The organism is Pseudomonas sp. Pseusp11 (genome assembly GCF_047304405.1).
Lineage (GTDB): Bacteria > Pseudomonadota > Gammaproteobacteria > Pseudomonadales > Pseudomonadaceae > Aquipseudomonas.
Window position 1 is genome coordinate 1 of the sequence record NZ_JBGLZF010000016.1, and the last position, 25,131, is coordinate 25,131.

A 25,131-nucleotide genomic window follows, 5' to 3' on the forward strand; every position below is an offset into this window, starting at 1 on the left:
CGGACGGTTTGAGGTAGTAATCGAGGGCGCGCTCGGCGGCTTCGTTGAGTTTTTTGGAGTCCGGGGTTTCGTAGGGGGAAACGTCGTCGGTTTCGGGTGGGTTGGGTGTTGGTTTGAACATGGTGAAACTCCTATAGGATATGGAGCCACCATGACCTGTCGCTAAACAAGTAAGGGTGGCGGCTGCACGCAGGTTAGCGAACCGGTCACAGGCACCCGGTAGACCCGAGGGTCTCCCACATACAGCCGCCATAACGTAATTGCAGGTGTATGAAAACCTGCAACGAAGCTTGGAACGCTGATGCACCTGGAATGATCCGGGTCGCTAAACCCGATCGCTGATTCGTAGCGACCCGGAAACGATAAAGACCAGACACAAAGCGCACAAGCCGGCGGATTCTGGCGCAGTCGTAGGCAGCGGCGCAAGGATGTGTAGCCTGAGTGAGTGTCTGGAGATGTCGTTTAAACATCGCTGTTTATTTCTCATTTGATCGTTCCCACTCTGCGTGGGAATGTCTCAACGGACGCTCTGCGTTCGGCTCTGGAGGGGACTGCGGAGCGTGGGAACGATCAATTCCTGTGGCGAGGGGGCTTGCCCCCGTTGGGCTGCGAAGCGGCCCCAAAACCATTCGACCCAATTGCATCAGGTAGACCGCATGTACAGGGTTTACAACTGCTGCGCAGCCGAGCGGGAGCAAGCTCCCTCGCCACAGGGGTCAGCGTTTGAACTCAGGTTATAGGGCCGGGTCAGCCTTCAGCTCAAGACTATCCAGCGCCCGATTCACCGCCAGCTCACCAAACATGATGAGCTGAGCGACGCCCAGTACCGTATTGCGCTGCGGCCCTTCCAGAAAACCGGCACAGTCACTGGCGATCACCTTGGCCGAGGCAAAGGACTCGCAGGCATTGGCCAGTAGCTCTTCGATGTTGATGTCCGGGGCAACGGTGTAAATCGTGCTCGGTTTGCGTGGGGGCTTGGGGGCGGACGGTTTGAGGTAGTAATCGAGGGCGCGCTCGGCGGCTTCGTTGAGTTTTTTGGAGTCCGGGGTTTCGTAGGGGAGACGTCGTCGGTTTCGGGTGGGTTGGGTGTGATTTTGAACATGGTGAAGCTCCTTGATTAATGGAGCTGTCACTGCTCGCTGCGAAACGAGGGAGGTGGCAGCTGTACGCAGGTTCGCAGACCGGGAATCAAGGAACCCGGCAGACCCGAAGATCTCCCGCGCACAGCCGCCATAACGCAATCCAGTTGACGAAAAGAAGCGCCAACTGAAAGGGAGCGGTGGCGCAGTGCGCCTTGATTGACCCAGGCTGCGAAACCCGATCGCTGATTCGTCAGCGACCGGGAAACAATAGAACCCGACCCTTAGGCGCACAAACCGGCGGATTCTGGCGCAGTCGTAGGCAACGACGCAAGGATGTGTAGCCTGAGTGAGTGTCTGGAGATGTTTTTTAAACATCGGCGTTTATTTCTCACTCAGGTAGCGTCGAGAGAGGAGTGATAAATAAATCATCTTTATTTCGTACGACCCATGGTGAAATAGTCAAAGGTAATCAAGTCATATACGTTCGTAATGATGTCAATAAACCAAATGGAGTTGGTTGAAGTGGAGAAGAAAACAGGCAGTGGGCCAGGGTTATTGACGAGATGTTGATCGGATAGACTTCTCCCGCTTTTATCCAGGAAACGAACCAATATCCCGTTGGTTTGAACAAATCTGTAGTAGAAGCCGACAGAAGAGTAACCCCAACGGAATTCGAGGCGCATATGTTGCCCGTGACCCAATATGTTCGTATGCATCTCCAAGACTTGTGCCGCGCTTTGGTTATGTATGGGGGGGTAAGGGCCGGTGAGTATTGTATTGATAGAGTTTATACCTAGAAGACCCTCTCCTCCGAGATGGTGTATCTTCATGCTGGGGATTGATATGGAACCACCCGATGATATAAAGCGAGAGTGTTCACTATCAAAGTTTTCTGACAGGATGGGAGGTTTGTTTTGAATGATATAGATTAAGGAGGCTGGGAATTTGAGTGTCCAGGGTGTAGTTTCTTTGAAGTGAACTTCTGTCTTGATATCTAGATTTGAACTGTCCTTGAGCAATAACAACTTTGCACGTGATAGTGTCCTGCTGAAACCATTTTGCTCCTCTGCAGGTGTTAGGGAACCTCTTTTGACAATTGAAATCACAAACGCATTTCCATTGGTATCAGTGCCTGTGATATTTATGTCAAGACTATAAACTCCACCCCGCAATGGCCAGTTCTTGTGAGAGACGGTGGCATCACCTTTGAATTCATTGGTGTCCACAATCCGTGCACTATCAGCCTGATCAATTACACCGACCTTTAATCGAGCATCCCCATTGGCGATTTTATTAATCGTGAGCACCAGCGGCAACGACTTGCCTACTGGCTGACCATTGCGTATCAACTGCCAGGACAAATTAACTTCGCGCCCCATCCAGCTCAATAGTAGCGCAGGGTTTAGTTTGAAGTTGGCTCTTTTGTTTTGATTGAACGGTCGCGCAGGAAACGGTTTGTCGTCGACGCCCGGATTCTCAATAATCAGAAGTGCTTGATCATTCAACTCCGCTGTCTGATGTTCAATTTGAACAGTGACTCCATCCGTGTAAGCCAATACATCAATTGGAGTCCTCGCCGGGGTCAACAAAATCGCTGTTTGCAACTTGATACGGTCGAGGTGGATGTCCAGTCGTTTCTCCGGGGATTTGACCCGATTGCCCAACTGATCGATGACATGGAACTCGGCCACCGCACTCGGGTTGTCGCCCGCCTCGCGGAACGTCTTGGTGAACAGGGTGTGGGTGATAGGCGCCGTGCCGTCGGGGACGTCGAACTTGACCTGGGTGTCGCCCAGCAGAAACTCGATGCGATCATACTTGCGCCGGTTGGCATAGGTGAACCCGAACGCCACCCCTTGCGCCGCCCGTTCGGCGCTGACGCCGCCCTTGAGCACGTCGGCCGGGATCACCAGATCCAGTCTGTCCGCAGGTCGCAGGTGGTACAGCACCAGCAGATCCCGAGAGGGTTCACTGTTCCCGCTGACACGGGTGACCACGTAATGCAACGTATTGACGCCCTGGTTCAGGTAACCATGTGGCAGGTACAGACGTAGACGCAGTTGTTCCTCCCCCGGTTTGACGGTCTGGCCTGCTCCTGGGACGAAATTGCCGTTGCAATACAAATCCACGCGATCATCGGCCGCCATGGTCCAGGAGCCCAGCAGTTCGATCAAGGGCTCGACCAGGCATTCAAGGCCCCGGACCTGGCCGTCATAAAGGGCATTGGGGATACCGCCGTGGGCGATGCCGTCCGGTTTCACCGGGGTGACCCAGCCCGGGATGATCACGGGAAACAGCACGAACAATTTGTTCAACTCGGCGGACTGGATATCCATCATATTCTCCTGGAAGGTGACAAGCCCTGAGTCCTCTCGGGACGCGGGCTTATCACACACCAGGTAGGGAAGACTGGCTACTGTCAGATCTGACAGGTAGTGCATGGTTTAAGATGAACGGTCGAATCCCTCACATAGGCTCCGGCGGCCCAATCAACCGCCCCATCACCCCAAACAACCCCAACTCCCGAATTACCTCCAATTCCGCCTGCGTCTCCACCATCTCCGCAATCAACGGCAAATCAATGCTGTTGGTCGCGCGAAAAATCGCCTCGATGAACAACCGCTTATCACTCTGCTCATCGATACCCCGAATGTAGGCAGCATCGATTTTCAAGTAAGCCAACCCCAGTTGAGTCAGGTTGCCGATCTGGCTGAAGCTGCCGCCGAAATGCTGTAGACCGATGCGGTAACCGGTTTTGAGCAGGCTGTGGCTCAGGCGTTGCAGTTCTTCGGGGGGCGGCAGTTGGCGTTCGTCGATTTCCAGGGTCAGCAGAGGCGCCAGTTCCGGCAATGATTGGAGTATGTCGCAGATCAGTTTCAGCTGGGTTTGATCGCGCAGGGTGCTGCCGGACAGGCTCAGCGCGAGCGGCCAGCGGTTGGCGGCGAGGTATTCGAGGGTGGTTTCGAGCATGGCCAGGTCGAACCGCGCCGACCAGCCGAGACGTTCGATCCACGGCAGGAAATGCCCGGCGGCAATCGCCTCGCCTTGCGGATCAAGCAGGCGCGCGAGGACTTTGTGGTGCAGCACCTGGCTGGTGTCGGCGCATTGCACCACCGGTTGAAAATACAACTGCATCTTGCCTTCGGTCAGTGCGTCGTCGATCCAGTTGCGCCAATCATGCTGAGAGTGATTCGGCGCAGTATCGACCTGGGCCTGGTATATCCATGGCCGCTCGGGGTGTTGCCGGGCCTGGGTCAGCGCCTGATCCAGGCGCAGCAGCACATCATTTGCCGGTTCGCCCGGGTGGTAGGCGACGATACCCAGATGTGCCACGGGCATGCAGTCGCTGGCGCCGGTCAGGCGCAGGTTTTCCAGGGTGGCGCTGATTTCGGAGGCCAGGCGCGCGGCATCCTTACTGTCCAGGCCCGGCGTCAGCAAGCTGAATTCGCCACCGCGATTACGCGCCGCGAGCCAGGTGCGACGTTCCGCGGGTTGCGTCAGGCGCTTGAGCAATTCGCCGACGGCGCTGATCAGGGCATCGGTGCGCTGGCCACCCAGGCGTTGATTGAGACCGATCAGGTCGTTGATCCGCAGCATCAGCAAATGACCGTCGCGGCTTTGCTCGGAATCCAGTAATTGGTCGGCCAGTTGTTCATCCAGCAAGCGCCGGTTGGCCAGGCCCGTGAGGCTGTCCTGATAGGATTCGGAGCGCAGTTTTTCGCTGCGCGCGGCCTCTTCGGCGAACAGCGCCTTGAGTTTTTCGACCATCTGGTTCATGGCCAGCACCACGCGTTTGAGCTCCGGTGTGCGCGGCAGTTTCGGCAAGCTGCGGAACTCGCGTTTGCTGATGGCTTCCGCCTGTTTGACCATGTTGTCGAGCGGCCGCAGCTGCCGGCGCAACAGCCAGCCACCAAACACGGCGCTGAGCAGTCCGCAAATCAGCAGCCAGATCAGGCTGCCAAGGGTGCTGTCCCAGAGTTTGGCCAGGGCGAACTGCGGGTTGCTCAGCACTTCGACCCGGGCTGCCTGGTCCCAGCCACGCGTGACCAGCGCATCGCCACCCTGTGGGTGCAGGTTCACCAGGCTGACGAACCAGTCCGGAACACCCTCGATTTGCGTCGATATGCTGCGTTCCACCAACACCCGTTCATCCACAATACTGACGACCCGGATGCTGCTGAAATAGCCGCTGTCGAATATCGAGCTGACCATCAATTCGATCATCGCCGGGTCGTCGATCTGTGCGGTCAACGACAGGCCCAGCGCCGTCGCAGCATCCTGGGCGTGGGAGCGCAATTGGCTGAGCATCTGTTCACGGGAGCTTTCCAGGCTGACAAAAAAGCTGCCGCTGAAGGCCACCAGCAAGAACAGGCAAATGGCGAGGAACAACTGTTTGCGCAGTGACATGAAAACACTCCTTGCATTGGCGGCTAGCCTTCGCCCACGGCGAACCCTTCGATTTGCATCTTTTTCAATACGTCTTGCCAGCGCGACAGTTTTTTCGAGTCGCTGCTGCGTTTACCGCCATTGGCTCCCGGCAAGTACAGGCCTTCGGCGTTGAAGGCGTACACCGGCAGCAAGTCTTTGCGTTGGGAGGCGGGGCGGATCTCGTCGATCAGGTTGTCCAGCACCAGCGGATCGGCCGTGGGGCTGCTGTAGAAGGTCAACACCATGTGCGCCTGGTTCTGGGTCAGGGCCTTGACGTAGGTGATGCGCAGTTTTTCGCTGGGAATCCCGAGATGACGCAGGCTGAAATATTTCGCCAGGGCGTAGTCTTCGCAGTCGCCTGCGGCTTTGATCAAGGATTCCACGGGCGTGGCCCAGTAATCGGTCTGATGCCAGATGCGCGTGTCATCCTGAAAACTCAGTTGCTGATTGAAGAAGTGATTGACCGCGTTCAGCTGTTCGCGCTCAGGCTGGTTGCGTTCGCTTTGCAGCATTTGGCTCCAGGCCTTGATCCGCCCCTGTGCCTCGCCAAGGGGGCCGTAGCGTTTTTCGGCCGTTTGCAGGACCTGCGCAAAATCCCAGTCGGCCCAGACACTGCCCAACCCGGCCAGCAGAAAACTCGCCAGCAGCAGCCATCCGCCGAACCGAAGTCGGAGCGTTGACCATCCTGGACTACGCGGACTGCGGGGCATGTCTGGCTGCTCGGGTGCAGATGCCTGAAGTCTAGGTGGTGTTTACGGCGAGGGAGGGCAGGTCGTCGGACGAAAGGACGTCGACGGGTTGTTTCCTGTGGCGAGGGAGCTTGCTCCCGTTCGGCTGCGCAGCAGTCGCCAAACCGATCAATGAGGTGTGTCAGGAGAAGGCGGGTTGCAGGTTTTGGGGCTGCTTCGCAACCCAGCGGGAGCAAGCTCCCTCGCCACAAAAGCCTCGAGCCATAGATAGGAATCAGGGTTGATGCAGGGTTTTCTGTTTGAGGATGTAGATCGTCACCAGCACCGCACTGGTCAGCATGAACCCGCGCGCCCACGGCAGGGGCACCAGGTAGCAGGAGAACAGGATGCTCGCCCACATCAACCCGATGGTGTAGACCTTGCCCTTGAGCGGAATGCCGTTGCCGTCCAGATAGTCGCGAATCCAGGGGCCAAGCCGTGGATGTTCAACCAGCCAGTGATAGAAACGCGGCGAACTGCGGGCGAAGCAGGCTGCCGCCAACAGCAGGAACGGTGTGGTGGGCAGCACCGGCAGGAAAATCCCGATCACCCCCAGCACTACGTTCAGCCAGCCGATGGCCAGCAGCACGTAGCGCAACATCAGGGGGCGGTTGCCTATGGGGTTGTCCATAGGCAAAACCTTAGTGGTGACGTGGCTTGAGGATCGCCGGTTTTTCGTCTGGCGCGTTGCACAGCAAGTACAGTGCGGTCAGGGCTTCCGGGATTTGCACGATCATGTCGTCCATCAGGTTGGCGTCGGCCGCGATGTCGGAGAACTCAGGTTGTTCGTCGAACAGACCCGAACCGACCATGATCGGCAGCAGCATTTCACTGACTTCGTCTTCGGCAGTTTCGAACCAGGCGGCTTCGCGCAGGAACACGCCTTCCATGAAACCGATGCACCAGCCACGCAGGTCGGAATCGTCCGGGTCATCGCCCAGGTCGAGGTCGCATGGCAGCTCGAACTCTTCGTCGGACGCCAGTTGGCGGGCGATGTGAGCCTTGAGCAGCACCAGGGTGGATTCGATCGCTTCACGCTCGGTGTCGTCGGCGTAATGCGGCTCTTCGGCGAAGAGCGCGTCGATCCATTCGCGGTCGGGAACGCTTTCGGAACAGATCGACAGCGCAGTGAGGTAGCCGTGGGCGGCCACGTAGTCCAGCGCCTCGTCATGCAGCTCGTCGGCGTCGAGGAAGACTTGCAGGCGGGTTAGTTGCTCAGCGAAGGACATTAAAGGGCTACCTTGGGGAATATACGATGCGGGAATTCTAGGCCTTCTTGAGCGCTCAGGCCAGCCGCGCGGCATATTTGCTCACGCGGTTGGCTTGTGTGCGTCTTATCAGCGGCGCCCTTTGCAGGGGAGGGCTCGGGTATACTCGCGCGTTTTGTGATGCCCTGCTGGCGTCACGGCTGAAATATGCAGTGTCATGCAATGCGCACTTACGATTTGTTTGTGCAGCTTTCGTGGTTCTGAACCAGCCTTGCAGGGATGTTTCGGTGATTTTTGGAGTTTTTATGCTCGAACAGGCTCAACGCGTCCTCAAGGACATCTTCGGCTACGACAGTTTCCGTGGCCGTCAGGGTGCAATCATTGAGCGCGTGGCCAGTGGCGGCGACGCCCTGGTGCTGATGCCTACCGGGGGCGGCAAGTCCTTGTGCTTCCAGGTGCCGGCGCTGCTGCGCGAAGGCCTGGCGGTGGTGGTGTCGCCGCTGATCGCGCTGATGGACGATCAGGTCGCCACCCTCGAAGAGCTGGGCGTCGCCGCGGCGTCGTTGAACTCCACCCTCAGCGCCGAGCAACAGCGTGATCTTGCTGCACGGATCAAGCGCGGCGAGGTGAAAATGCTCTACCTGGCGCCCGAACGCCTGGTGCAGCCACGGATGCTGGCCTTCCTGCAAAGTCTCGAAATCGCCTTGTTCGCCATCGACGAAGCGCACTGCGTGTCCCAATGGGGGCACGATTTCCGCCGCGAATACCTGCAACTGGGCCAGTTGGCGGAATTGTTCCCCAGCGTCCCGCGCATCGCCCTGACCGCCACCGCCGACAAGCGCACCCGGGAAGAAATCGTCGATCGCCTGCATTTGCAGGATGCCGAGCGTTTCCTGTCGAGTTTCGACCGCCCGAACATTTTTTATCGCATCGTGCCCAAGGAGCAGCCGCGCAAGCAGTTGCTGGCGTTCCTCGCCGAGCGGCGCAGCGATGCCGGCATCGTTTACTGCCTGTCGCGCAAAAAGGTCGACGAAGTGGCGGTGTTCCTCAGCGAGCAAGGCTTCCCGGCGCTGCCGTACCACGCCGGTCTGCCCAACGAAACCCGGGCGCATCACCAAAAACGCTTCCTCAACGAGGAAGGCCTGATCATGGTCGCCACCGTGGCGTTCGGCATGGGCATCGACAAGCCCAACGTGCGTTTTGTGGCGCACCTCGACTTGCCGAAGTCCCTTGAGGCGTATTACCAGGAAACCGGTCGCGGCGGTCGTGACGGTCTGCCGGCGGATGCCTGGATGGCGTACGGCCTGCAAGATGTGGTGATGCTCAAGCAGATGCTGCAAAACTCCGAAGGCGACGAGCGCCACAAGCGTCTGGAGCAGCACAAGCTCGACGCCATGCTCTCGCTCTGCGAAGAAACCCGCTGCCGCCGCCAGACCCTGCTGGCGTACTTCGACGAAGACATGCCCGAGCCCTGCGGCCACTGCGACAACTGTGTCGACGGCGTGCAGACCTGGGACGCCACCGAGCCGGCCCGCCAGGCGCTGTCGGCGATCTACCGCACCGGTCAGCGTTACGGCGTCGGCCATTTGGTGGACGTGTTGCTGGGCAAGGACAACGAAAAGGTCCGCAGTTTCGGCCATCAGCATTTGTCGGTATACGGCGTAGGCAAAGCGCTGGGCGAAAGTGAATGGCGCTCCTTGTTCCGACAACTTGTTGCTCGCGGTCTGGCGGACATCGACCTCGAAGGCTACGGTGGGCTGCGCCTGAGCGATACCTGCCGGCCGCTGCTCAAGGGCGAAGTGACCCTGGAACTGCGCCGCGACCTCAAGCCGCAAACCACCGCCAAAAGCAGCAAGAGCCAGGCGAGCCAACTGGTCCGCTTCGAGGAGCGCGAACAGTGGGAAGCGCTGCGTGCCTTGCGCCGCAAACTGGCCGAAGAACATGGCGTGCCGCCGTATGTCATCTTCCCCGATTCGACGCTGCTGGAAATGCTCCGCAGCCAGCCGACCTCGCTGGCGGAAATGGCCACGGTCAGCGGTGTCGGCGCGCGCAAACTGGAACGTTACGGCGAGGCTTTCCTCGAAGTGCTCGGCGGTCAGGTCGAGGCACCGAAAGTGGTGGCCGATGTGCGCCACGAGCTGATCACGCTGGCCCGGGCCGGCATGACACCGCTGCAGATCGCCGGTCAGCTGCAATGCTCGGAAAAGAACGTCTACACGATGCTCGCCGAGGCCATCGGCAAGCAGCAGCTGTCGCTGGAACAGGCGCTGGACCTGCCCGAAGAGTTGATGGGCGAAGTTCAGGACGCCTTCCTCGACGGCGAAGGCGAGTTGCCGCCGGTGGCGGAGATCGCCGCGTTGTTCGCAGGGCGGGTGCCGGAAGGCGTTTTGTATTGCGTACGTGCCGCGCTGCAGTCGGAATTCGAAATTTGAATGACCTGTCGCGCAGATGTAACGATTCAGTACAGAGCAAACCTTGCCTATAGCCAAAGGTCATGCTTAGCTGACTAATAATTAGTTTTTCTCTATTTCAGTCTAACCATGAGTGTTTTATGCCGTTAACCGATCAACACCGCTTTGGCATGCAACTGGCCCAGATGTCTCGCGGCTGGCGTGCCGAACTGGACCGCCGACTGGCTGGCCTGGGCCTGTCCCAGGCGCGCTGGCTGGTGCTGCTGCACCTGGCGCGTTTCGATGATGCTCCCACCCAGCGTGAACTGGCGCAAAGCGTCGGCGTCGAAGGGCCTACCCTGGCTCGACTGCTCGATAGCCTGGAAAGTCAGGGCCTGGTGCAACGCCAATCAGTGCTGGAAGACCGTCGGGCGAAAAAAATCGTCCTCTGTGCCCCGGCCCGCCCCTTGATCGAACAAATTGAAACCATTGCCACGCAACTGCGCCACGAATTGTTCGAAGGCGTTGATGAGGCGGATTTGAAGGTCTGCATGCGTGTCCACGCGCACATCCTGGGCAACCTGGAAAAATCTTGAGGCACAACCACGCGTCGGACTTTTGAGATACCCCGTTGGGCAGACTATAAAGAACTACTAGGCAATATCGTGTTCGTACCGGATGTGCGAATGCATACAGGTTGGTTCTGGTTATCTAAGGGATGCTCATGCTCGAGAGTTGGCACGTTGTATTGCGGTGTTGCACCCGGCTGCTGCTGGTCGGTGGTGCCGTCACTTACTCGGCATTGGCCCCCGCGCTAGGCTTGGGTGAGATCACCCAGCATTCGGCGTTGAATCAGCCATTCAGCGCCGATATCGCCCTGCTGGATGTCGGGGGGCTGGAGGAGGGCGAGCTGTCGGTCAGCCTGGCGACGGCGGAAGAATTCAGCCGCGCCGGTGTCGAGCGGGTGTTCTTCCTCAATAACCTGAAGTTCACGCCGATCCTGCGGGGCAACCGCAACCTGATCCGGGTGACGTCCAGTAAACCGGTCAAGGAACCCTTTCTGAATTTTCTGGTGCAGCTCAATCAGCCCAACGGGCGTTTGCTGCGCGAGTACACCGTGCTGATCGATCCGCCGGGTTCACCTGGGATTGTTCCCGTCAACGACGACCCCGCGCCGAGCCCTCAGGATTCCGCGTTCCCGTCTGTTGAACCGGCTGTTGCACCGCCACCTGCGGTGAATAGTTCGGCACCCAAGCCTGATGTCGATAAACCAGCCGCCACGCCGGCGAATGATCCTGTTGCCGAACAACTGGCCACCAGCGTGCTGCAAAACCAGCAGCTGCAAAAGACCATCGATGAACTCAATGCGAAGCTGCAGGCGCAGGACGAGCAGATCGCCGTTCAGAAAAAACAGGTGACTGAGCTGCAAACCCAACTGACGGAAGTCAAGCAGGCGTCGGCGGCGCCTGCCGCACCCGAGGTGCCGGCGCCGGTTCCGGTGGTTGTCGAGACGTCCGAAGCATCCCATTGGCCGTTGATCATCGGGTTGCTGTCATTGGTGGCCCTAGTGTCGCTCGCAGTGTTCATTCGCCGTCAACGACAGCAGGTTCAGGCCTTACCCGAGCCGCTACCCGCGCAGTCGTCACGTCATGAACCGGTGCTCAACCGCACGGCAGAAACAGCCAGGCCAGCCACCCAGACGCAATCGGTGGCCGGCTCGGCGGATGAGACTGCTGCAGGCGATGTGCTGGAAGGGGTGAGTATCTACCTCGCCTATGGCCGTTTGTCCGAAGCTGCCGGTTTATTGCGAGAGGCGTTGGTCAAGGAACCCCAGCGCACCGATCTGGCCGTACAGCTGCTGGAAATTTTTGGCAAACAGGGTGATGTGCAAGCATATGACGCGCAGGAAAGTAACCTGCGTGAGGCTGGGTTTGACGCGCAGCAACTTCAGGACATTCGCGCTCGCCATCCGAAACTGATTGGCGCCGTCGCACCGGCGGTCGCTGCCGTAGCGGTGGCTCCACCGACGGTAGCCGCTCCTGAAGCGGCACCTGGCGATGAGTTCCAGCTGAACCTCGACGACCTGTCGATGGATGCGAACTGGGACCTGATCAGCCCCTTCGACAACTCACCGCCCAGCGCCAAACCGTCGAATCAGCCATTGCCGTCGGACGACCCCGGATTCACCTCGAACCTGCATGTGTTGCCCGATGTCTTCGAAATACCCGACGAGCCGACGCTGGATGAGCCCGAGCTTGAATGGGTCGCCGAACCTGACTCGCAATCTCTGGACGAGACCTTTCTCAACGAATTCAGCGATCCGGGCCAGTCGCTGGAGCTTGAACCGCTGACTGCTGAATTGATCGATCTTGAACCGGCCGAGCCGAGCAGCGCGGGCAAACTCGAACAGGCCCAGACCTGCATCGACGACGGTGATCTGGACAGCGCCATCGAGCTGCTCAACGAGTTGCTCAAGGAGGGCGACGAACCGCTGAAGGAGACGGCCCGGACGCTGTTGGCCGGAATTCGCTGAAGATCTTCGGTTACGCGGTTTATCATGGCGACGCCCACAGGCTCAGGAATTTTGCCAATCATGACCGCACGTAAACCGGAAATCGTCATCACTTACTGCACTCAATGCCAATGGCTGTTGCGCGCCGCCTGGCTGGCCCAGGAACTGCTCAGCACCTTCGGCGACGACCTGGGCAAAGTATCCCTGGTGCCCGGCACTGGTGGGGTATTCCACATTTTCTGCGACGATGTGCAGCTCTGGGAACGCAAGGCCGACGGCGGTTTCCCCGAGGCCAAGGTGCTCAAGCAGCGGGTCCGCGATCAGATCGATCCGGACCGCGACCTGGGCCACAGCGACCGCACTCAGTGAGACGGCGCTTGCGCGGCAACGGTTTTTTGGCTTGAACCGCCGGACAACCGGCTGGAGACCACGATGGCCACGATGATCAACGCGCCGCCGATCAGCATGCGCAGCGTCGGGTTTTCATCGAACAACAGCCAGGCCAGGGTGATGCCGTAAACCGGCTCCAGGGCAAACACCACTGACGCGGTCCGGGCCTTGATCACCGCCAGGCTGGCGACGAACAGGCTGTGAGCGACTCCGGTGCAGAACACCCCGAGCAGGCCAATCCACAGCCAGTCGATGGCGCGTACCTCGCTAAACTGTGGCATCGCCACCGGCAGCAGGCAGATCGCAACCACTACGTTCTGACACAGCGCCGCCTGCACCGGCGGGATTCGCCCGGAGCTGGCGCGGTTGGTCAGGGACAGCAGGGAGAACAGCAGGCCGGAGGCTACTGCCCACAACAGGCCGGTGGTGGCGCCGCTGGCCAGATCGAAGTCCGGCGTGACCAGTACCAAACCGATACTGACGAATACCACCAGCAGGATTTCATTGGCGCGGATGCGCTCGCGGAAAATCAGTCCTTCGAGGATCACGGTAAACGCCGGGAAACTGGCAAAGCCCAGGGTCGCGATCGCCACCCCGGCCACCTTCACCGCAATGAAGAAACTCACCCAGTGCCCGGTCAGCAGCAAGCCGCTGAGCAACAGGCGGCGCCAGTCCACGGCGTCGAGTGTCTGCCAACGGGTATTACTGGCGAACCGTGCGAAAAACGCCAGGGCGAGGACGGCAAACGCGGCACGACCGAACACGATGATCGCCGGTGAGGCGGCGGCAAGTTTGCCGAACACGCCGGTCAGGCCGAACATCAGTGCACCGATATGCAGAGCGCCAAGGGCGGTACGGGGAGTCATTGCAGTCCTTGAATAACGCATCGAATCTGGCCGACGACACCGTCGGCCCCTGTAGGAGCTGCCGAAGGCTGCGATCTTTTGGCCTTGATCTCCAAAAGCAAGATCAAAAAATCGCAGCCTTCGGCAGCTCCTACATTGAATCGTGCTCAGCCGGTTATGTCTGTCGCCAGACTCGCGTCATTTGTCGCCAGCCTCGCGGCGCAATTTACCGGGTGAGGCGCCGAATTCACGTAGCACTGCTGCGGCGAATGCGCTCTGGGAGCTGTAGCCGACCCGACACGCGATCTCGCCAATGGGCAGCGCCGAATCGCGCAACAAGCGCACGGCGATGTGCAGCCGGCGACTACGGATGTAGTCCATCGGCGTTTGCCCGCATTCCGCCACGAATCGCGCGTGCAAGCGAGCGCTGGACAGGCCGGCAATGCGTGCCAGATCGGCGACTTGCAGTGGATAGGCCGCGTATTGATCGATGTGAGCATTGAGCGCCGCATACGGTAGACGTCGTCCGCCGACCGTGTCGGGCTTGGCGTTGTTGAGGCTGGCCAGCAGCAACACCGCGCCTTGCTGGGCGATCAGCGGATCGCTGATCGGGCTGCCGGCCAGCCAGCTCACCAATTGGCTTTGCCCGGCGTCCAGCGACAGGCGCCCGGCGTTGTCGAGCAAGCGGCGGCTGGCCTCGGCGTGGTCCCCCAGTGACTGAGACACCCACTGATCGCTCGGCACATCCAGCACCAGGCAACGGCTGCCATGGGCACTGTCGCAGGCATGATGCGCCCCGGACGGCACCACCACGAAACTCTGCTGAACCACCTGACTGCCAAGCCCCTCGACCTCGAAATCCAGTGCACCCGACAGCCCGAATACCAGTTGCGCGTAGTCGTGGCTGTGGACGATCAGGTCGTGGGTGTATTGGCGCAGTGTGAGGATCGGTCTCATCGCAGGTCTCGTGGCGATATTGATGAGTGAAGCCGCCAGTCTACACCGAGGCCCTGCGTCCGCGCGTTGTCACAGGACTGACTTGCGATTGTCATGGGCAATTAACCCGACCGGCGCAAGCTTGCCAAAACTTGTCCAGAGGGTTGCCCATGACCAGCGCCGAGCTCGCCAAACCCAGCCGTAAGCAACGTGTGCGGACCTTATGGATTTCCGACGTGCATTTGGGCACACGGGACTGCCAGGCCGAACACCTGTCGCAGTTTCTCAAGGGCTACCATGCCGACAAGATTTACCTGGTCGGTGACATCATCGACGGCTGGAAGCTGCGTAGCGGCATGTATTGGCCCCAGGCGCACACCAACGTGATTCGTCGCCTGCTGACCATGAGCAAGCGCGGCACAGAAGTGATCTACGTCACCGGCAACCATGACGAATTCCTGCGCCGTTATTCGAAACTGATGCTGGGCAATATCCAGCTGGTGGACGAAGCCGTGCACGTGACCGCCGATGGTCGTCATCTGCTGGTGATTCATGGCGATCAGTTCGACGTGATTACTCGCTATCACCGCTGGCTGGCGTTCCTCGGCGACTCGGCCTACGAATTTACCCTGACCCTCAACCGCTGGCTCAACCATTGGCGGGCCCGTTATGGCTACGGCTATTGGTCGTTGTCGGCGTACCTCAAGCACAAGGTCAAGACCGCCGTCAGTTTCATCAGCGATTTTGAGGAAGCCATTGCCCACGAATGCGTCAAACGCGAGTTGCATGGCGTAGTGTGCGGGCACATTCACCATGCCGAGATTCGCAAGGTTGGTGAGGTGGACTACCTCAATTGCGGGGATTGGGTGGAATCGTGCACGGCGCTGATCGAGCATTGGGACGGCTCGATCGAGTTGTACCGGTTGGCCGATGCCCAAGCGCGGGAGGCGGAGTTGAAGGCAATTAAAGTCGCAGAGCCGGCTTAAAAGCAAAGTCAAAAGATCTTCAGGCCGGCGCTTGTTCTTCCATCGCCGCCTTGTAGATCGAGTTCTTCGGCTGCGCAAACAACCGTTCCATCATCGGTTCGAAGAAGCTCAGCGGCAGTGTGTCGTATGCCGGATCGAACGCCGCTGCATCGTACCGGGCGCAAAAATCGATGGTCGCCTGATACTGCGGATGAGCGCTGAATTGCTCGCGCAAGTGCCGGTCCATGCCCAGGTGATGGAAGAAGTAATAGCCCTGGAAAATCCCGTGTTTCTCCACCATCCACAGGTTCTCGGCACTGACGAACGGCTTGAGGATCGCCGCGGCGATGTCCGGGTGGTTGTAGGACCCCAGTGTGTCGCCGATGTCATGGAGCAAGGCGCAGACCACGTACTCTTCGTCGCGGCCATCGCGCCAGGCACGGCTGGCGGTTTGCAGCGAGTGGGTCAGGCGATCCACCGGGAATCCGCCGAAATCACCTTCCAGTAACTTCAAATGCGCCACGATCCTTGTAGGCAATTGCCGGGCATAGGCGCTGAAGTCTGCGGCGATGATCGCCCAGTCTTGCTGCGTGCCGTCCTGCATGTGGGTAAAACGGGCGCGGGCATTCATCGGCTATCCTCTTGTTCTTATCGAAAGGGATGTTTGGAGTGTAGGACTCGGATCCAGAGCGCTGCACTGGCTGCACAGGACGCTTTTGTGGCCAAAGGAGCCTAGAACGGCACGCGACCTACAATCATGTCGCGGTACATGACGAAATCGCCGAGCAGGCTGTAAAGAGGATGCTGAAAGGTTGCAGGGCGATTTTTCTCAAAGAAGAAATGCCCGACCCAGGCGAAGCTGTAACCGGCCAGCGGCAGGGCCAGCAACAGCCACCATGGGCCTTTGGCGATGGTCAGCGCCAAAATGAAAATAACCAGCGTGGTGCCGACAAAGTGCAATCGTCGACAAGTGCTGTTGCGGTGTTCGCTGAGGTAATACGGGTAAAACGCAGCGAAGCTGTTGAAACGTTTGATGTTTTCCACGACTGCGATCTCTGTGGTGTGTGCGCAGGCGACAAGTTGCGCTGCGGGTAGCCTATTTAAGTCTAGAGTGATCATTGGCATCAGCCAGTGACAATAGGCGCCACTTTAGTATCCTTCGGAATTGGGTCGTGGCATGCGGCCATCACGTAGTAAACGCCATGAGCGAAAGAACGACTTCTGCAAGCTGGGCGATGGGGATTGTCAAAGCACTGGAAATGGACGGCCTGGATTGCCGGGTTTTGTTCAAACAGCTAGGGCTCGACTATGCGGCACTGGATGATCCGGATGCGCGGTTCCCGCAAGATTCCATGACGCGGCTATGGCAGCGCGCGGTCGAGTTGTCCGGCAACCCGGCGATCGGCCTGAACATGGGCAAGGTGGTGCGACCGGCGTCCCTGCACGTCGCCGGTTATGCCTTGATGTCCAGCCGGACCCTGGCCGAAGGCTTTCAACGTCTGGTGCGTTATCAGCGAATCATCGCCGAAAGTGCCGATCTGAGTTTTCGCATACTGGACGAGGGTTATGCGCTGATTCTGACGGTGCATGGCGACCACTTGCCGCCGACCCGACAAAGCGCCGAAGCATCGATGGCCTGTGCCCTGGCGTTTTGCGGCTGGTTGACCGGGCGCACGCTGTGTCCGCGCAAAGTGCTGCTGCAGGGCGATCAACCCGACGACCTCGAACCGTATAAGCAAGCCTTCCACGCGCCGATGATGTTCAATGCGCCCTATGACGCCTTGATTTTCGAGCGCGCTGACCTGGAGGCGCCGTTGCCCACCGCCAACGAGGCCATGGCGCTGCTGCACGATCGCTTTGCCGGTGAATACCTGGCGCGGTTTGCCGAGAGCCGCGTGACCCACAATGCGCGGCAGGTGTTGTGCCGCTTGCTGCCCCAGGGCGAACCCAAGCGCGATGCAGTGGCGCAGGCGCTGCACCTGTCGCAACGCACCTTGCAGCGACGCTTGCAGGAAGAGGGCACGAGTTTTCAGTCGTTGCTGGATGACACGCGGCGTGAACTGGCCGAGCAATACCTGGCGCGACCGAGCATGACGCTGCTGGAAATTGCCTACCTGCTGGGGTTTGCCGATCCGAGCAACTTCTTCCGCGCTTTCCGACGCTGGTTCGACACCACCCCCGGCGAATACCGGGCGCGGCTGACGGAAGCGCTCAAGCCGGTCAGTGACGCCAGAACGCAGGGATACACAGAACAAACACCGTAATGATTTCCAGCCGACCCAGCAGCATGCCGAACGAGAGAATCCACTTCGCGGCATCCGGCAGGCTGGCGAAGTTACCCGCCGGGCCAATGGTTTCGCCCAACCCCGGGCCGACGCCAGACACTGTGCTGGCCGCGCCGGTAAGGGCGGTCATCCAATCCACGCCGAGCAGCGACAGCAGTAGAGCGATCACGCAAATGGTGATGGCGAAAAAGAACGAAAAGGTCAGGATCGAACGTACGATTTCTTCGTCGAGACGGTGGCCGTTGTACTTCTGCTTGATCACCGCGCGCGGGTGAATCAACTGGTTAAGGTTGGCCTTGAGCAGAATGTAGGCCACCTGGAAGCGGAAAATCTTGATCCCGCCAGCGGTCGAACCCGAGCAGCCGCCAACAAACCCCAGATAAAAGAACAGCATCAGCGAGAAGTTGCCCCAGAGGCTGTAGTCCCCGAGTGCAAAACCTGTCGTCGTCACCACCGAAGTGACGTTCAGTGCCACATGCCGCAAGGCGTCCAGCCAGTGCAACTGGGTGGTCCACCAGTACCAGGTGCCGAGCACCAGCCAGGTCACCAGCAACATGCCGAGCAAGCCTTGCACCTGTTCATCCTTGATCAGCGCCCGACGGTTACCGCGCAATGTGGCGACATACAGGGTGAACGGTAAGGCGCCGAGAATCATGATGACGATCGCGACCCAATGCACCGCAGGCTCCGGCCACTTGGCCAAAGACTGGTCGGAGGTGGAAAACCCGCCGGTGGAAATCGCCGACATCGCGTGGTTGATCGCGTCGAACGGGCTCATCCCGGCCCACCAGAACGCCAGGCTGCCGAAAATGGTGATGCCTACGTAGGTCGCAACGATCAAGCGCGCCACCATGTGCGAACGGGGCATGACCTTTTCGGAACGGTCTGACGACTCGGTCTGAAACAGCCGCATGCCACCGATGCGCAGCAATGGCAGAATCGCTACCGCCATGCCGATAAAGCCGATCCCGCCGATCCAGTGCAGCAATGAGCGCCACATCAGGATGCCGGGGGACATGGTGTCCAGGCCTGTGAGCACCGTCGAGCCGGTGGCGGTGATGCCGGACATGCTTTCGAAGAACGAATCGGTATAGCTGATGTTCTGGGTCAGCAGGAACGGTAGGGCGGCGAAGATGCACACCACCAGCCAGCTGCTGACGGTCAGCAGGTACATGTCTCGCGGGCGCAAATGGATGTGTTCGGGGCGCCCCGGAATCACCAGGGCCAGGCCGGCGACAAAGGTAATCATGCTGGCCCAGAGGAATGACGGCAGGTCGCTGGTGCGCTCGAAGATCACCAGGGTAGCCATGGGCACGGCCATGGAAATTGCCAGCGTGATCAGGAAGATGCCGATGATGAAACCAATGATCCGTAAGGTCGGCAACGCCATGAAGTCCGCTCGGGCTGAAGTAGGGAAGGGCGCCATTCTACCTGTGGGGCAGGGCATGTAAACCGACAGCCCTGTGCCGGATACCGCTAGAATAGGCAGACATTTTTTTCAGGAGGTGGCCGATGCAGGCTCTCGACGCTTTGCTCAACCGTGTTTCCGTTCCACGACTGCTCGATCCGGCGCCCACTGCCGAGCAACGCGAAGTGCTGTTTGCCGCCGCGATGCGCGCGCCAGACCACGGCCATTTGCAGCCTTGGCGCTTCCTGACAGTCGAAGGCGCGGCGCGCGAGCAAATGGGCGAGTTGCTGGCCGAAGCGGCGAAGCTACAAGACAGCGACGTTTCAGAAGCCGTGCTGGACAAGGCCCGTAACGGCCCGCTGCGTGCTCCGCTGGTGGTTGTGGTGATCGCGCGTTTGCAGGATCACGTCAAATACCCGAAATCCGAACAATTGTTGGCGGCAGGCTGCGCTGCTCACGGGATTTTGCTGGCCGCTTACGCGCAAGGCATTGGCGCCGTGTGGCGCACTGGTGAGCTGGCCTATTCGCCGCATGTAGCCAAAGGGTTGGGCCTGGCTGAAGGGGAAGAGGTGATTGCGTTCCTTTATCTCGGTACACCGCAGAAAGAACCGCGTGTGGCGGAGAAGGTTGATCTGGCCGAGTTTGTCAGCGCCTGGCCTGGTAAGGCCTGAAGATCAAAAGATCGCAGCCTCGTTGCACTTGTAGGAGCTGTCGAGTGAAACGAGGCTGCGATCTTTTTGCATCACCCCCGATTTACGGCTGCACCACCGCCCCCGGCACCAATGGCAATTCCAGACTGGCAATAAACCCACCCCCAGGATGATTGGCCAGCACCAGACTGCCGCCATGGCGTTCCGCCGCACGGCGTGCAATGGCCAGCCCCAGGCCATGCCCGGCCGTTGTCTGCCCCGGTGCCCGATAGAACGGTTCACCCAGCTGATTCAAATGCTCGGACTCTACACCGGGGCCATGATCGCGCACGCTGACCACAATCCTGTCGCCCTGACGCGACGCCTGCATTTCGATCGGTTGCCCGACCGGGTTAAAGCGCTGGGCATTGCGCAGCAGGTTGTCCACGGCGCGCTCGATCATGGTCGGCCAGCCTCTGAGGTTCAGTTGCGGCTCGGCCTCAAGGCGCACGTTCTGCTCCGGCGAACTTAGCTGAGCATCCTTTTGCAGGGTATTGAGCAGTGCATTGAGATCCACTTCTTCGGCACTGGCGTTGTCGGCATCGACCCGCGCCAACACCAGGATTTCGCTGATCAGTGCTTCCAGTCGATCACATTCACGGGTCAGGCGCGGCCAGAGTTTTTCCCGCTCCTGGGGATTGGCCCGCTCGGCCAGTGCCAGCGCAATGCGCAGTCGGGCCAAGGGCGAACGCAACTCGTGGGACACATCGCGCAGCAATTGCCGCTGACTGCCGATCAGGCTTTGCAGGCGCGCGCCCATGCGGTTGAAGTCGTTGGCCAGCACACCGAATTCATCGCGGCGGTTAGCCAGTTGCGCCAGGCTGTTTTGCTGATACGTCGTCTGCCCCAATTCATGCACTGCGCCACGTAAACGGCTCAGCGGTCGGGTGATGGAAAAGGTCACCAGCAGGCTGAACAGGGTCAGTACCACCAGGGCAATACCTAGCGCACTCAACGGCCAGAGCAGGCTCTCACGGTGCCAGGCGTCCAGTTCCGGGTGCGGAATGCGATAGATCAGCAGGTAGGTGTCGCCCGTCTTGGCGCTGGTGTATTCATCGGTCAGGCGTCGCCACGGCAGGCGCCGATCATCGTTTTGCTGCCGTGCTTCGAAGGCGGCTGCACGCCGAGGGAAGGTGCCGCGTACCACCGGGTCTCCTGCCTCGTTGAGCACCTGAACGTCGATGTGATACTGGCGCTTGCGCTGCTCCAGAATGTCCTGGGCGGCTTCCTCGCCCTGGCTCTCGTAGGTTTGCGTCCACTGTTCGGCCAGGGTGTTGAGGCCCGGGTGGCGACTGAGAATCCATGCGTCCTGGTTGAGCATGTGCCCCAGCAAAATGGAAAGCCCTGCAACCAGAGCGATGGCCAGCCAGAAGCTGGCCAGGATACGCCAGAACAATGAGCGCACAGAAAATCCTCGAACAAGCACAATCAGACCCAACGGTGATTAGCCGTTGGGTCCGGGGTTAACGCATTATTGCGCTTTTTGCGCTTGCTGCGCTTTCCAGGCCTGGAACTCGGCCCATTCGGCGCGACGCTCAGCTTGTTTCTTCTGGATCTCGTCGAATTGCTTCTGTTGATCCGGTTTCAGCAGGGCGCGAACGTCGGCTTCGGCTTTCTTGTGCTTGGCCTCCATCTCGTCTTTCAGGGCTTTCTGGTCGGCTGGCGAGAGTTTTTCCAGGTACTTGTCGACCAGTTGCTGACGCTCGTGCATCTGCTCGCCCATGATTTTGCGGATCTGCTCGCGCTGTTCGCGGCTCAGGTCCAGTTGGCTGTAAGGGCCTTTACCGTGCATGCCGTGCATCTGACCGCCGTGGCGTGAGCCGTCCATGTGATCACCCATAGGGCCTGTGCCTTCAGGCATGGCCATGGCAACGGTCGGCAGGGCGGCAGCAAACATCAGAGCGATAAGAGTCTTGCGCATGGTGTATCTCCTTGTCTCGTTCCCGGTACGTTCCGGATGTGTGCAGATTACGCAGATCAAGGTCAACGGCGGTCAGCGGAGCGTAAAGCTTGGGTAAAGACGGCTTTCTGCCTTCCTGACAAAATTCCAGATGCAGGCACCAGACTGTGGCGAGGGAGCTTGCTCCCGCTGGACTGCGCAGCAGTCCCCTTCTTTTTAGGTAAAGAGTGGGGCCGCTTCGCAGCCCAGCGGGAGCAAGCTCCCTCGCCACAGGTTGCTGTTATTCGGTTCTTTCTCGGTTCTTACAGGCTGTAGTAGTAACCGCGACTGCGCAGGGCCACGATGCGCGGACGGCCGTCGGGGTGTGGGCCGATTTTTTTGCGCAGGTTGCTGACGTGCATGTCCAGGCTGCGGTCGTACAGGGTCAGTTTGCGACCGAGGGCGATTTGCGCCAGTTCCTGCTTATCCAGCGGTTCGCCGGGCTGCTTGAGCAGGGCTTCGAGCAGGCGGCTTTCGGAAACGGTGAGGGTGAATTCCTGTTCATCGATGCTGACCACCCCGCGCACCGGGCTGAAGCACAGGTCGCCCAGCTCGAGCTGGCTGGAGACCGCCGTCGGATGACTGCGGCGCAACACCGCGCGCAGGCGGGCGGTCAGTTCCCGTGGGTCGCACGGCTTGGCCAGATAATCGTCGGCGCCCAGTTCCAGGCCGAGGATGCGGTCCAGCGGTTCGCCACGGGCCGACAGCATCAGCACCGGCAAATCCGGATGGTCGCTACGCAGTTGCTTGAGCAATTCCAGGCCGCTGCCGTCCGGCAGCATCACGTCCAGCACCACGGCCGCCGGAGACGTTTCGGCCAACGCGCGACGGGCGCTCTGGCCATCGTGGCAGGCGCGAACCTGAAAGCCTTCCTGGCTCAGCCAACTGCTCAGGAGCTCACACAGCTCCTGGTCATCATCAATTAGTAACAGCTCGCTCATGACTCACTCAATTTAGCCATTGCCTACGTTTTCTGGTGGCACCACTGGCGAAGATACCGCAGAGCAGGGCCAATAGCGCTACTGCGGCCCCAATAACGAACCACTGCTGCTGATCGGTCAGCAGGCGCGGTAGCGGGCTGCTGGCCAGGGTTTCCTTGAGTTGCAGCTTCAGGCGCTGATTCTCCTGGCGCAACCGGCTCAGCTGGGCGCTTTCGCGTTCGCCATCGGTGGTTTGCAATTGTTTGCTCAGTGTTTCTCGTTGCTGCTCGCTTTCTTTCAAGCGCTGCTGCAACTCGGTGATCTGGCTGCCGGCGCTCAAGGACAGCGGCGTCGAATTACCGCCATTGGCGCTTTCTTCACCATGGGCGGGCGCCATGATCGACAACGTCACCAACATCAGACACAACGGACCTTTGCGCATCGCAACTCCTGATTCCAATACGAGTATTGGGCAGGTTGTCGGCCGGTAAACGAGAATAATGAGCGATTGAACGTGCGATGAATCAATGAGATTCACCGCACGCGAGAACTTTACGGCAGGACTTGCTTGAACGGCTTGACCAGAACATTGGCGTAGACGCCTGCGGCAACATACGGATCGGCGTCGGCCCAGGCCTTGGCGGCGCTCAGGGACTCGAATTCGGCGACGATCAGGCTGCCAGTGAAACCGGCCGCGCCCGGATCATTGCTGTCGACTGCCGGGTGTGGACCGGCCAATACGATACGACCTTCGCCTTTGAGCACTTGCAGACGCTCAAGGTGCGCAGGCCGTGCGGCCAGTCGGGCTTCCAGGGAGTTGGCGACGTCTGTGGCAATGATTGCGTAAAGCATGTCAGTCCTCGGTTTTTGGCGTTGTGGTGTCGGCGTCGTGCAGGTGGCGGGACAGGTAGATGCCCTGGCCGACCAGGAACAGCAAAGTCATGCCCAGGCTGCCGAAGACCTTGAAGTCTACCCAGTAGCTCTGGAAGGTGAACGCGACGAACAGGTTGGCGGCACCGCAAAACAGGAAAAAAACGATCCAGGCGATGTTCAGACGGGTCCAGACCGGCTCCGGCAGGGTCAGCGCGTGGCCCATGATGCGTTTGATCAGCAGTTGGTCACCGACAAAGTGGCTGCCGATGAACGCGAGGGCGAACAGCCAGTTGACCACCGGGGCTTTCCATTTGAGGAAGGTCTCGCTGTGGAACGCCAGGGTCAGGCTGCCGAAGACCAGGCAGGCAATGAGGGTCAGCCACTGGCTTTTCTCCAGCTTGCGCTGCTTGATGTACAGCGTGCCGTAGACCACCAGGGAGCTGATGATCAGCATCGCGGTGGCGCTGTAAATACCACCGACAGACAGTTGATGACCGCCAATGTCGACGACCCGCGGGTCGATTTTGAAGACGATGAAAAACAGCAGAAGCGGGATGAAGTCGATGAATTGTTTCACAGTGGCAGCCAGAAGCAGGATGTGGCGGCATAATAACAAACATATTGACGCGCGATAGCGTCCGCTGATTTGAGGTTACATAGTCCTGTGAATGTTGATTTGCACTGCCATAGCACGGCCTCCGATGGCGCCCTGGCGCCTGCGGCACTGGTTGCGCGTGCGTTCGAGAAAGGCGTGCGAGTCCTGGCCTTGACTGATCACGACACCCTTGAAGGCCTCGACGAGGCCCGTAGCGCCGCGACGGCGCTGGGGATGCAACTGGTCAACGGCGTCGAATTGTCCTGCACCTGGGGCGGGGCGACCATTCATGTGCTGGGCTACGGTTTCGATGTCAATGCCGCGCCATTGGTCGAGGCCATCGCCAAATTGCACGATGGCCGCTGGCTACGGTCCGAAGAAATAAGCCGCAAGTTGGCGTTGAAAGGCATGCCGGGGGCGCTTGACGGCGCTCGCTCCATTCAGCAGGAGCTGGGCGACAGCGGCAACGCGCCGGCCCGTCCGCACTTCGCCGACTGGATGGTGCGCGAAGGTTTCGTCAAGGATCGCGCCGAAGCGTTCCGCAAATGGCTGGGTGCAGGCAAGCTGGGGGACGTCAAACTACACTGGCCGACCCTCGAAGACACTGTCGAGACCCTGCGCGCCGCGGGTGCCTGGGTCAGCCTGGCGCACCCCTGGCACTACGATTTCACTCGCAGCAAGCGTCGCCGCCTGATTTCTGACTATATTCAAGCCGGGGGCCACGCGATTGAAGTGGTCAATGGCCATCAGCCCGCCGAGCAAGTGGGCAGCCTGGCGATTCTTGCCCGTGAGTTTGGTCTGCTGGTCAGCGCCGGCAGTGATTTTCATGGCCCTGGAGGCTGGTCCGAGATCGGTGAATACCGCCCGCTCCCGGAGGATCTGCCACCACTGTGGTGTCGATTCAAACATGACCCAATTATTGCCGCCGTCTGAACAGG

The 25,131-nt window shown here is 59.6% G+C and carries 24 protein-coding genes and 1 pseudogene; 8 read left to right on the top strand and 17 right to left on the bottom strand.

What is annotated here, in order from left to right:
* Positions 1-734: 734 nt before the first annotated feature.
* From ACCC96_RS14860 to ACCC96_RS14885, 6 genes and pseudogenes are all read right to left on the bottom strand, one after another.
* Positions 735-1,102, bottom strand: a pseudogene (locus tag ACCC96_RS14860) (DUF6124 family protein).
* A gap of 411 nt (positions 1,103-1,513) precedes the next feature.
* On the bottom strand, positions 1,514-3,418 hold the full coding sequence (locus ACCC96_RS14865) for a hypothetical protein (RefSeq protein WP_413696195.1): 1,905 nt from the start codon (positions 3,416-3,418) through the stop codon (positions 1,514-1,516).
* Positions 3,419-3,548: 130 nt separating this feature from the next.
* A complete protein-coding gene (gene lapD, locus ACCC96_RS14870; protein ID WP_413696196.1) occupies positions 3,549-5,489 on the bottom strand; it encodes a cyclic di-GMP receptor LapD in 1,941 nt (646 codons plus the stop codon).
* A gap of 23 nt (positions 5,490-5,512) precedes the next feature.
* Positions 5,513-6,220 (bottom strand): cysteine protease LapG, encoded by a 708-nt coding sequence (gene lapG, locus ACCC96_RS14875; RefSeq protein WP_019648059.1) that lies wholly within the window; start codon positions 6,218-6,220, stop codon positions 5,513-5,515.
* Positions 6,221-6,473: 253 nt separating this feature from the next.
* Positions 6,474-6,869, bottom strand: a complete 396-nt coding sequence (locus tag ACCC96_RS14880) for a YbaN family protein (protein WP_019648060.1) — start codon at positions 6,867-6,869, stop codon at positions 6,474-6,476.
* A gap of 10 nt (positions 6,870-6,879) precedes the next feature.
* A complete protein-coding gene (locus ACCC96_RS14885; protein ID WP_007938492.1) occupies positions 6,880-7,467 on the bottom strand; it encodes a YecA family protein in 588 nt (195 codons plus the stop codon).
* Positions 7,468-7,751: 284 nt separating this feature from the next.
* Here ACCC96_RS14885 and recQ point away from each other — a divergent pair, with 284 nt between their 5' ends.
* From recQ to ACCC96_RS14905, 4 genes are all read left to right on the top strand, one after another.
* Positions 7,752-9,878: a DNA helicase RecQ gene (gene recQ, locus ACCC96_RS14890; protein WP_413696197.1), complete on the top strand. Its 2,127-nt coding sequence runs from the start codon at positions 7,752-7,754 to the stop codon at positions 9,876-9,878.
* Between the two features lie 119 nt (positions 9,879-9,997).
* Positions 9,998-10,432, top strand: coding sequence for a MarR family transcriptional regulator (locus ACCC96_RS14895; protein ID WP_018929920.1), 435 nt, complete (start codon positions 9,998-10,000; stop codon positions 10,430-10,432).
* 128 nt (positions 10,433-10,560) lie between these two features.
* A complete protein-coding gene (locus ACCC96_RS14900; protein WP_026345694.1) occupies positions 10,561-12,369 on the top strand; it encodes a FimV/HubP family polar landmark protein in 1,809 nt (602 codons plus the stop codon).
* Positions 12,370-12,429: 60 nt separating this feature from the next.
* Positions 12,430-12,717: a SelT/SelW/SelH family protein gene (locus tag ACCC96_RS14905; RefSeq protein WP_413696198.1), complete on the top strand. Its 288-nt coding sequence runs from the start codon at positions 12,430-12,432 to the stop codon at positions 12,715-12,717.
* On the opposite strand, the gene ACCC96_RS14910 is transcribed toward ACCC96_RS14905, so the two are convergent.
* Entirely contained in the window at positions 12,711-13,604 is an 894-nt protein-coding gene (locus tag ACCC96_RS14910) for a DMT family transporter (RefSeq protein WP_413696199.1), read from the bottom strand. The genes ACCC96_RS14905 and ACCC96_RS14910 overlap by 7 nt on opposite strands.
* Before the next feature lie 177 nt (positions 13,605-13,781).
* Positions 13,782-14,540, bottom strand: coding sequence for a helix-turn-helix transcriptional regulator (locus ACCC96_RS14915; protein WP_230174860.1), 759 nt, complete (start codon positions 14,538-14,540; stop codon positions 13,782-13,784).
* A gap of 149 nt (positions 14,541-14,689) precedes the next feature.
* On the opposite strand from ACCC96_RS14915, the gene ACCC96_RS14920 reads away from it, so the two are divergent.
* The gene (locus ACCC96_RS14920; RefSeq protein WP_063342878.1) at positions 14,690-15,505 is read left to right on the top strand and encodes a UDP-2,3-diacylglucosamine diphosphatase; all 816 of its coding nucleotides are present in this window, start codon (positions 14,690-14,692) and stop codon (positions 15,503-15,505) included.
* Positions 15,506-15,524: 19 nt separating this feature from the next.
* On the opposite strand, the gene ACCC96_RS14925 is transcribed toward ACCC96_RS14920, so the two are convergent.
* Positions 15,525-16,115 carry an HD domain-containing protein gene (locus ACCC96_RS14925; RefSeq protein WP_258670627.1) on the bottom strand — a complete coding sequence of 197 codons (591 nt, stop codon included), beginning with the start codon at positions 16,113-16,115 and terminating at the stop codon, positions 15,525-15,527.
* A 101-nt stretch (positions 16,116-16,216) separates the two neighbouring features.
* The gene (locus ACCC96_RS14930; protein WP_413696200.1) at positions 16,217-16,528 is read right to left on the bottom strand and encodes an Mpo1-like protein; all 312 of its coding nucleotides are present in this window, start codon (positions 16,526-16,528) and stop codon (positions 16,217-16,219) included.
* Positions 16,529-16,686: 158 nt separating this feature from the next.
* On the opposite strand from ACCC96_RS14930, the gene ACCC96_RS14935 reads away from it, so the two are divergent.
* Positions 16,687-17,748: an AraC family transcriptional regulator gene (locus tag ACCC96_RS14935; RefSeq protein WP_413696201.1), complete on the top strand. Its 1,062-nt coding sequence runs from the start codon at positions 16,687-16,689 to the stop codon at positions 17,746-17,748.
* Here ACCC96_RS14935 and ACCC96_RS14940 read toward each other — a convergent pair.
* On the bottom strand, positions 17,705-19,159 hold the full coding sequence (locus ACCC96_RS14940) for a TrkH family potassium uptake protein (protein WP_413696202.1): 1,455 nt from the start codon (positions 19,157-19,159) through the stop codon (positions 17,705-17,707). The two genes, ACCC96_RS14935 and ACCC96_RS14940, sit on opposite strands and share 44 nt — an antisense overlap.
* Positions 19,160-19,281: 122 nt before the next feature.
* On the opposite strand from ACCC96_RS14940, the gene ACCC96_RS14945 reads away from it, so the two are divergent.
* On the top strand, positions 19,282-19,848 hold the full coding sequence (locus ACCC96_RS14945; RefSeq protein ID WP_413696203.1) for an NAD(P)H nitroreductase: 567 nt from the start codon (positions 19,282-19,284) through the stop codon (positions 19,846-19,848).
* A gap of 82 nt (positions 19,849-19,930) precedes the next feature.
* On the opposite strand, the gene ACCC96_RS14950 is transcribed toward ACCC96_RS14945, so the two are convergent.
* From ACCC96_RS14950 to ACCC96_RS14975, 6 genes are all read right to left on the bottom strand, one after another.
* Positions 19,931-21,271 carry a sensor histidine kinase gene (locus ACCC96_RS14950; protein ID WP_019648067.1) on the bottom strand — a complete coding sequence of 447 codons (1,341 nt, stop codon included), beginning with the start codon at positions 21,269-21,271 and terminating at the stop codon, positions 19,931-19,933.
* Positions 21,272-21,337: 66 nt separating this feature from the next.
* Positions 21,338-21,787, bottom strand: a complete 450-nt coding sequence (locus tag ACCC96_RS14955) for an LTXXQ domain-containing protein (protein ID WP_019648068.1) — start codon at positions 21,785-21,787, stop codon at positions 21,338-21,340.
* Positions 21,788-22,068: 281 nt separating this feature from the next.
* Complete coding sequence (locus ACCC96_RS14960) at positions 22,069-22,746, bottom strand: response regulator transcription factor (protein WP_008010984.1); 678 nt, start codon at positions 22,744-22,746, stop codon at positions 22,069-22,071.
* Positions 22,747-22,753: 7 nt separating this feature from the next.
* Positions 22,754-23,167 (bottom strand): hypothetical protein, encoded by a 414-nt coding sequence (locus ACCC96_RS14965; RefSeq protein WP_064619574.1) that lies wholly within the window; start codon positions 23,165-23,167, stop codon positions 22,754-22,756.
* A gap of 110 nt (positions 23,168-23,277) precedes the next feature.
* Entirely contained in the window at positions 23,278-23,577 is a 300-nt protein-coding gene (locus ACCC96_RS14970; protein WP_019579534.1) for a YciI family protein, read from the bottom strand.
* 1 nt (position 23,578) lies between these two features.
* Positions 23,579-24,175, bottom strand: a complete 597-nt coding sequence (locus ACCC96_RS14975) for a septation protein A (RefSeq protein WP_019648070.1) — start codon at positions 24,173-24,175, stop codon at positions 23,579-23,581.
* An 87-nt stretch (positions 24,176-24,262) separates the two neighbouring features.
* On the opposite strand from ACCC96_RS14975, the gene ACCC96_RS14980 reads away from it, so the two are divergent.
* Complete coding sequence (locus tag ACCC96_RS14980) at positions 24,263-25,126, top strand: PHP domain-containing protein (protein ID WP_413696204.1); 864 nt, start codon at positions 24,263-24,265, stop codon at positions 25,124-25,126.
* Positions 25,127-25,131: the final 5 nt, after the last annotated feature.

Coding starts and splice junctions, on each gene's coding strand:
- ACCC96_RS14905 (WP_413696198.1), top strand. CDS start 12,430: ATGACCGCACGTAAACCGGAAATCGTCATCACTTACTGCACTCAATGC.
- ACCC96_RS14965 (WP_064619574.1), bottom strand. CDS start 23,167: ATGCGCAAAGGTCCGTTGTGTCTGATGTTGGTGACGTTGTCGATCATG.
- ACCC96_RS14920 (WP_063342878.1), top strand. CDS start 14,690: ATGACCAGCGCCGAGCTCGCCAAACCCAGCCGTAAGCAACGTGTGCGG.
- lapG (WP_019648059.1), bottom strand. CDS start 6,220: ATGCCCCGCAGTCCGCGTAGTCCAGGATGGTCAACGCTCCGACTTCGG.
- ACCC96_RS14970 (WP_019579534.1), bottom strand. CDS start 23,577: ATGCTTTACGCAATCATTGCCACAGACGTCGCCAACTCCCTGGAAGCC.
- ACCC96_RS14960 (WP_008010984.1), bottom strand. CDS start 22,746: ATGAGCGAGCTGTTACTAATTGATGATGACCAGGAGCTGTGTGAGCTC.
- ACCC96_RS14895 (WP_018929920.1), top strand. CDS start 9,998: ATGCCGTTAACCGATCAACACCGCTTTGGCATGCAACTGGCCCAGATG.
- ACCC96_RS14885 (WP_007938492.1), bottom strand. CDS start 7,467: ATGTCCTTCGCTGAGCAACTAACCCGCCTGCAAGTCTTCCTCGACGCC.
- lapD (WP_413696196.1), bottom strand. CDS start 5,489: ATGTCACTGCGCAAACAGTTGTTCCTCGCCATTTGCCTGTTCTTGCTG.
- ACCC96_RS14935 (WP_413696201.1), top strand. CDS start 16,687: ATGAGCGAAAGAACGACTTCTGCAAGCTGGGCGATGGGGATTGTCAAA.
- ACCC96_RS14865 (WP_413696195.1), bottom strand. CDS start 3,418: ATGGATATCCAGTCCGCCGAGTTGAACAAATTGTTCGTGCTGTTTCCC.
- ACCC96_RS14910 (WP_413696199.1), bottom strand. CDS start 13,604: ATGACTCCCCGTACCGCCCTTGGCGCTCTGCATATCGGTGCACTGATG.
- ACCC96_RS14955 (WP_019648068.1), bottom strand. CDS start 21,787: ATGCGCAAGACTCTTATCGCTCTGATGTTTGCTGCCGCCCTGCCGACC.
- ACCC96_RS14915 (WP_230174860.1), bottom strand. CDS start 14,540: ATGAGACCGATCCTCACACTGCGCCAATACACCCACGACCTGATCGTC.
- ACCC96_RS14880 (WP_019648060.1), bottom strand. CDS start 6,869: ATGGACAACCCCATAGGCAACCGCCCCCTGATGTTGCGCTACGTGCTG.
- ACCC96_RS14940 (WP_413696202.1), bottom strand. CDS start 19,159: ATGGCGTTGCCGACCTTACGGATCATTGGTTTCATCATCGGCATCTTC.
- ACCC96_RS14945 (WP_413696203.1), top strand. CDS start 19,282: ATGCAGGCTCTCGACGCTTTGCTCAACCGTGTTTCCGTTCCACGACTG.
- recQ (WP_413696197.1), top strand. CDS start 7,752: ATGCTCGAACAGGCTCAACGCGTCCTCAAGGACATCTTCGGCTACGAC.
- ACCC96_RS14925 (WP_258670627.1), bottom strand. CDS start 16,115: ATGAATGCCCGCGCCCGTTTTACCCACATGCAGGACGGCACGCAGCAA.
- ACCC96_RS14900 (WP_026345694.1), top strand. CDS start 10,561: ATGCTCGAGAGTTGGCACGTTGTATTGCGGTGTTGCACCCGGCTGCTG.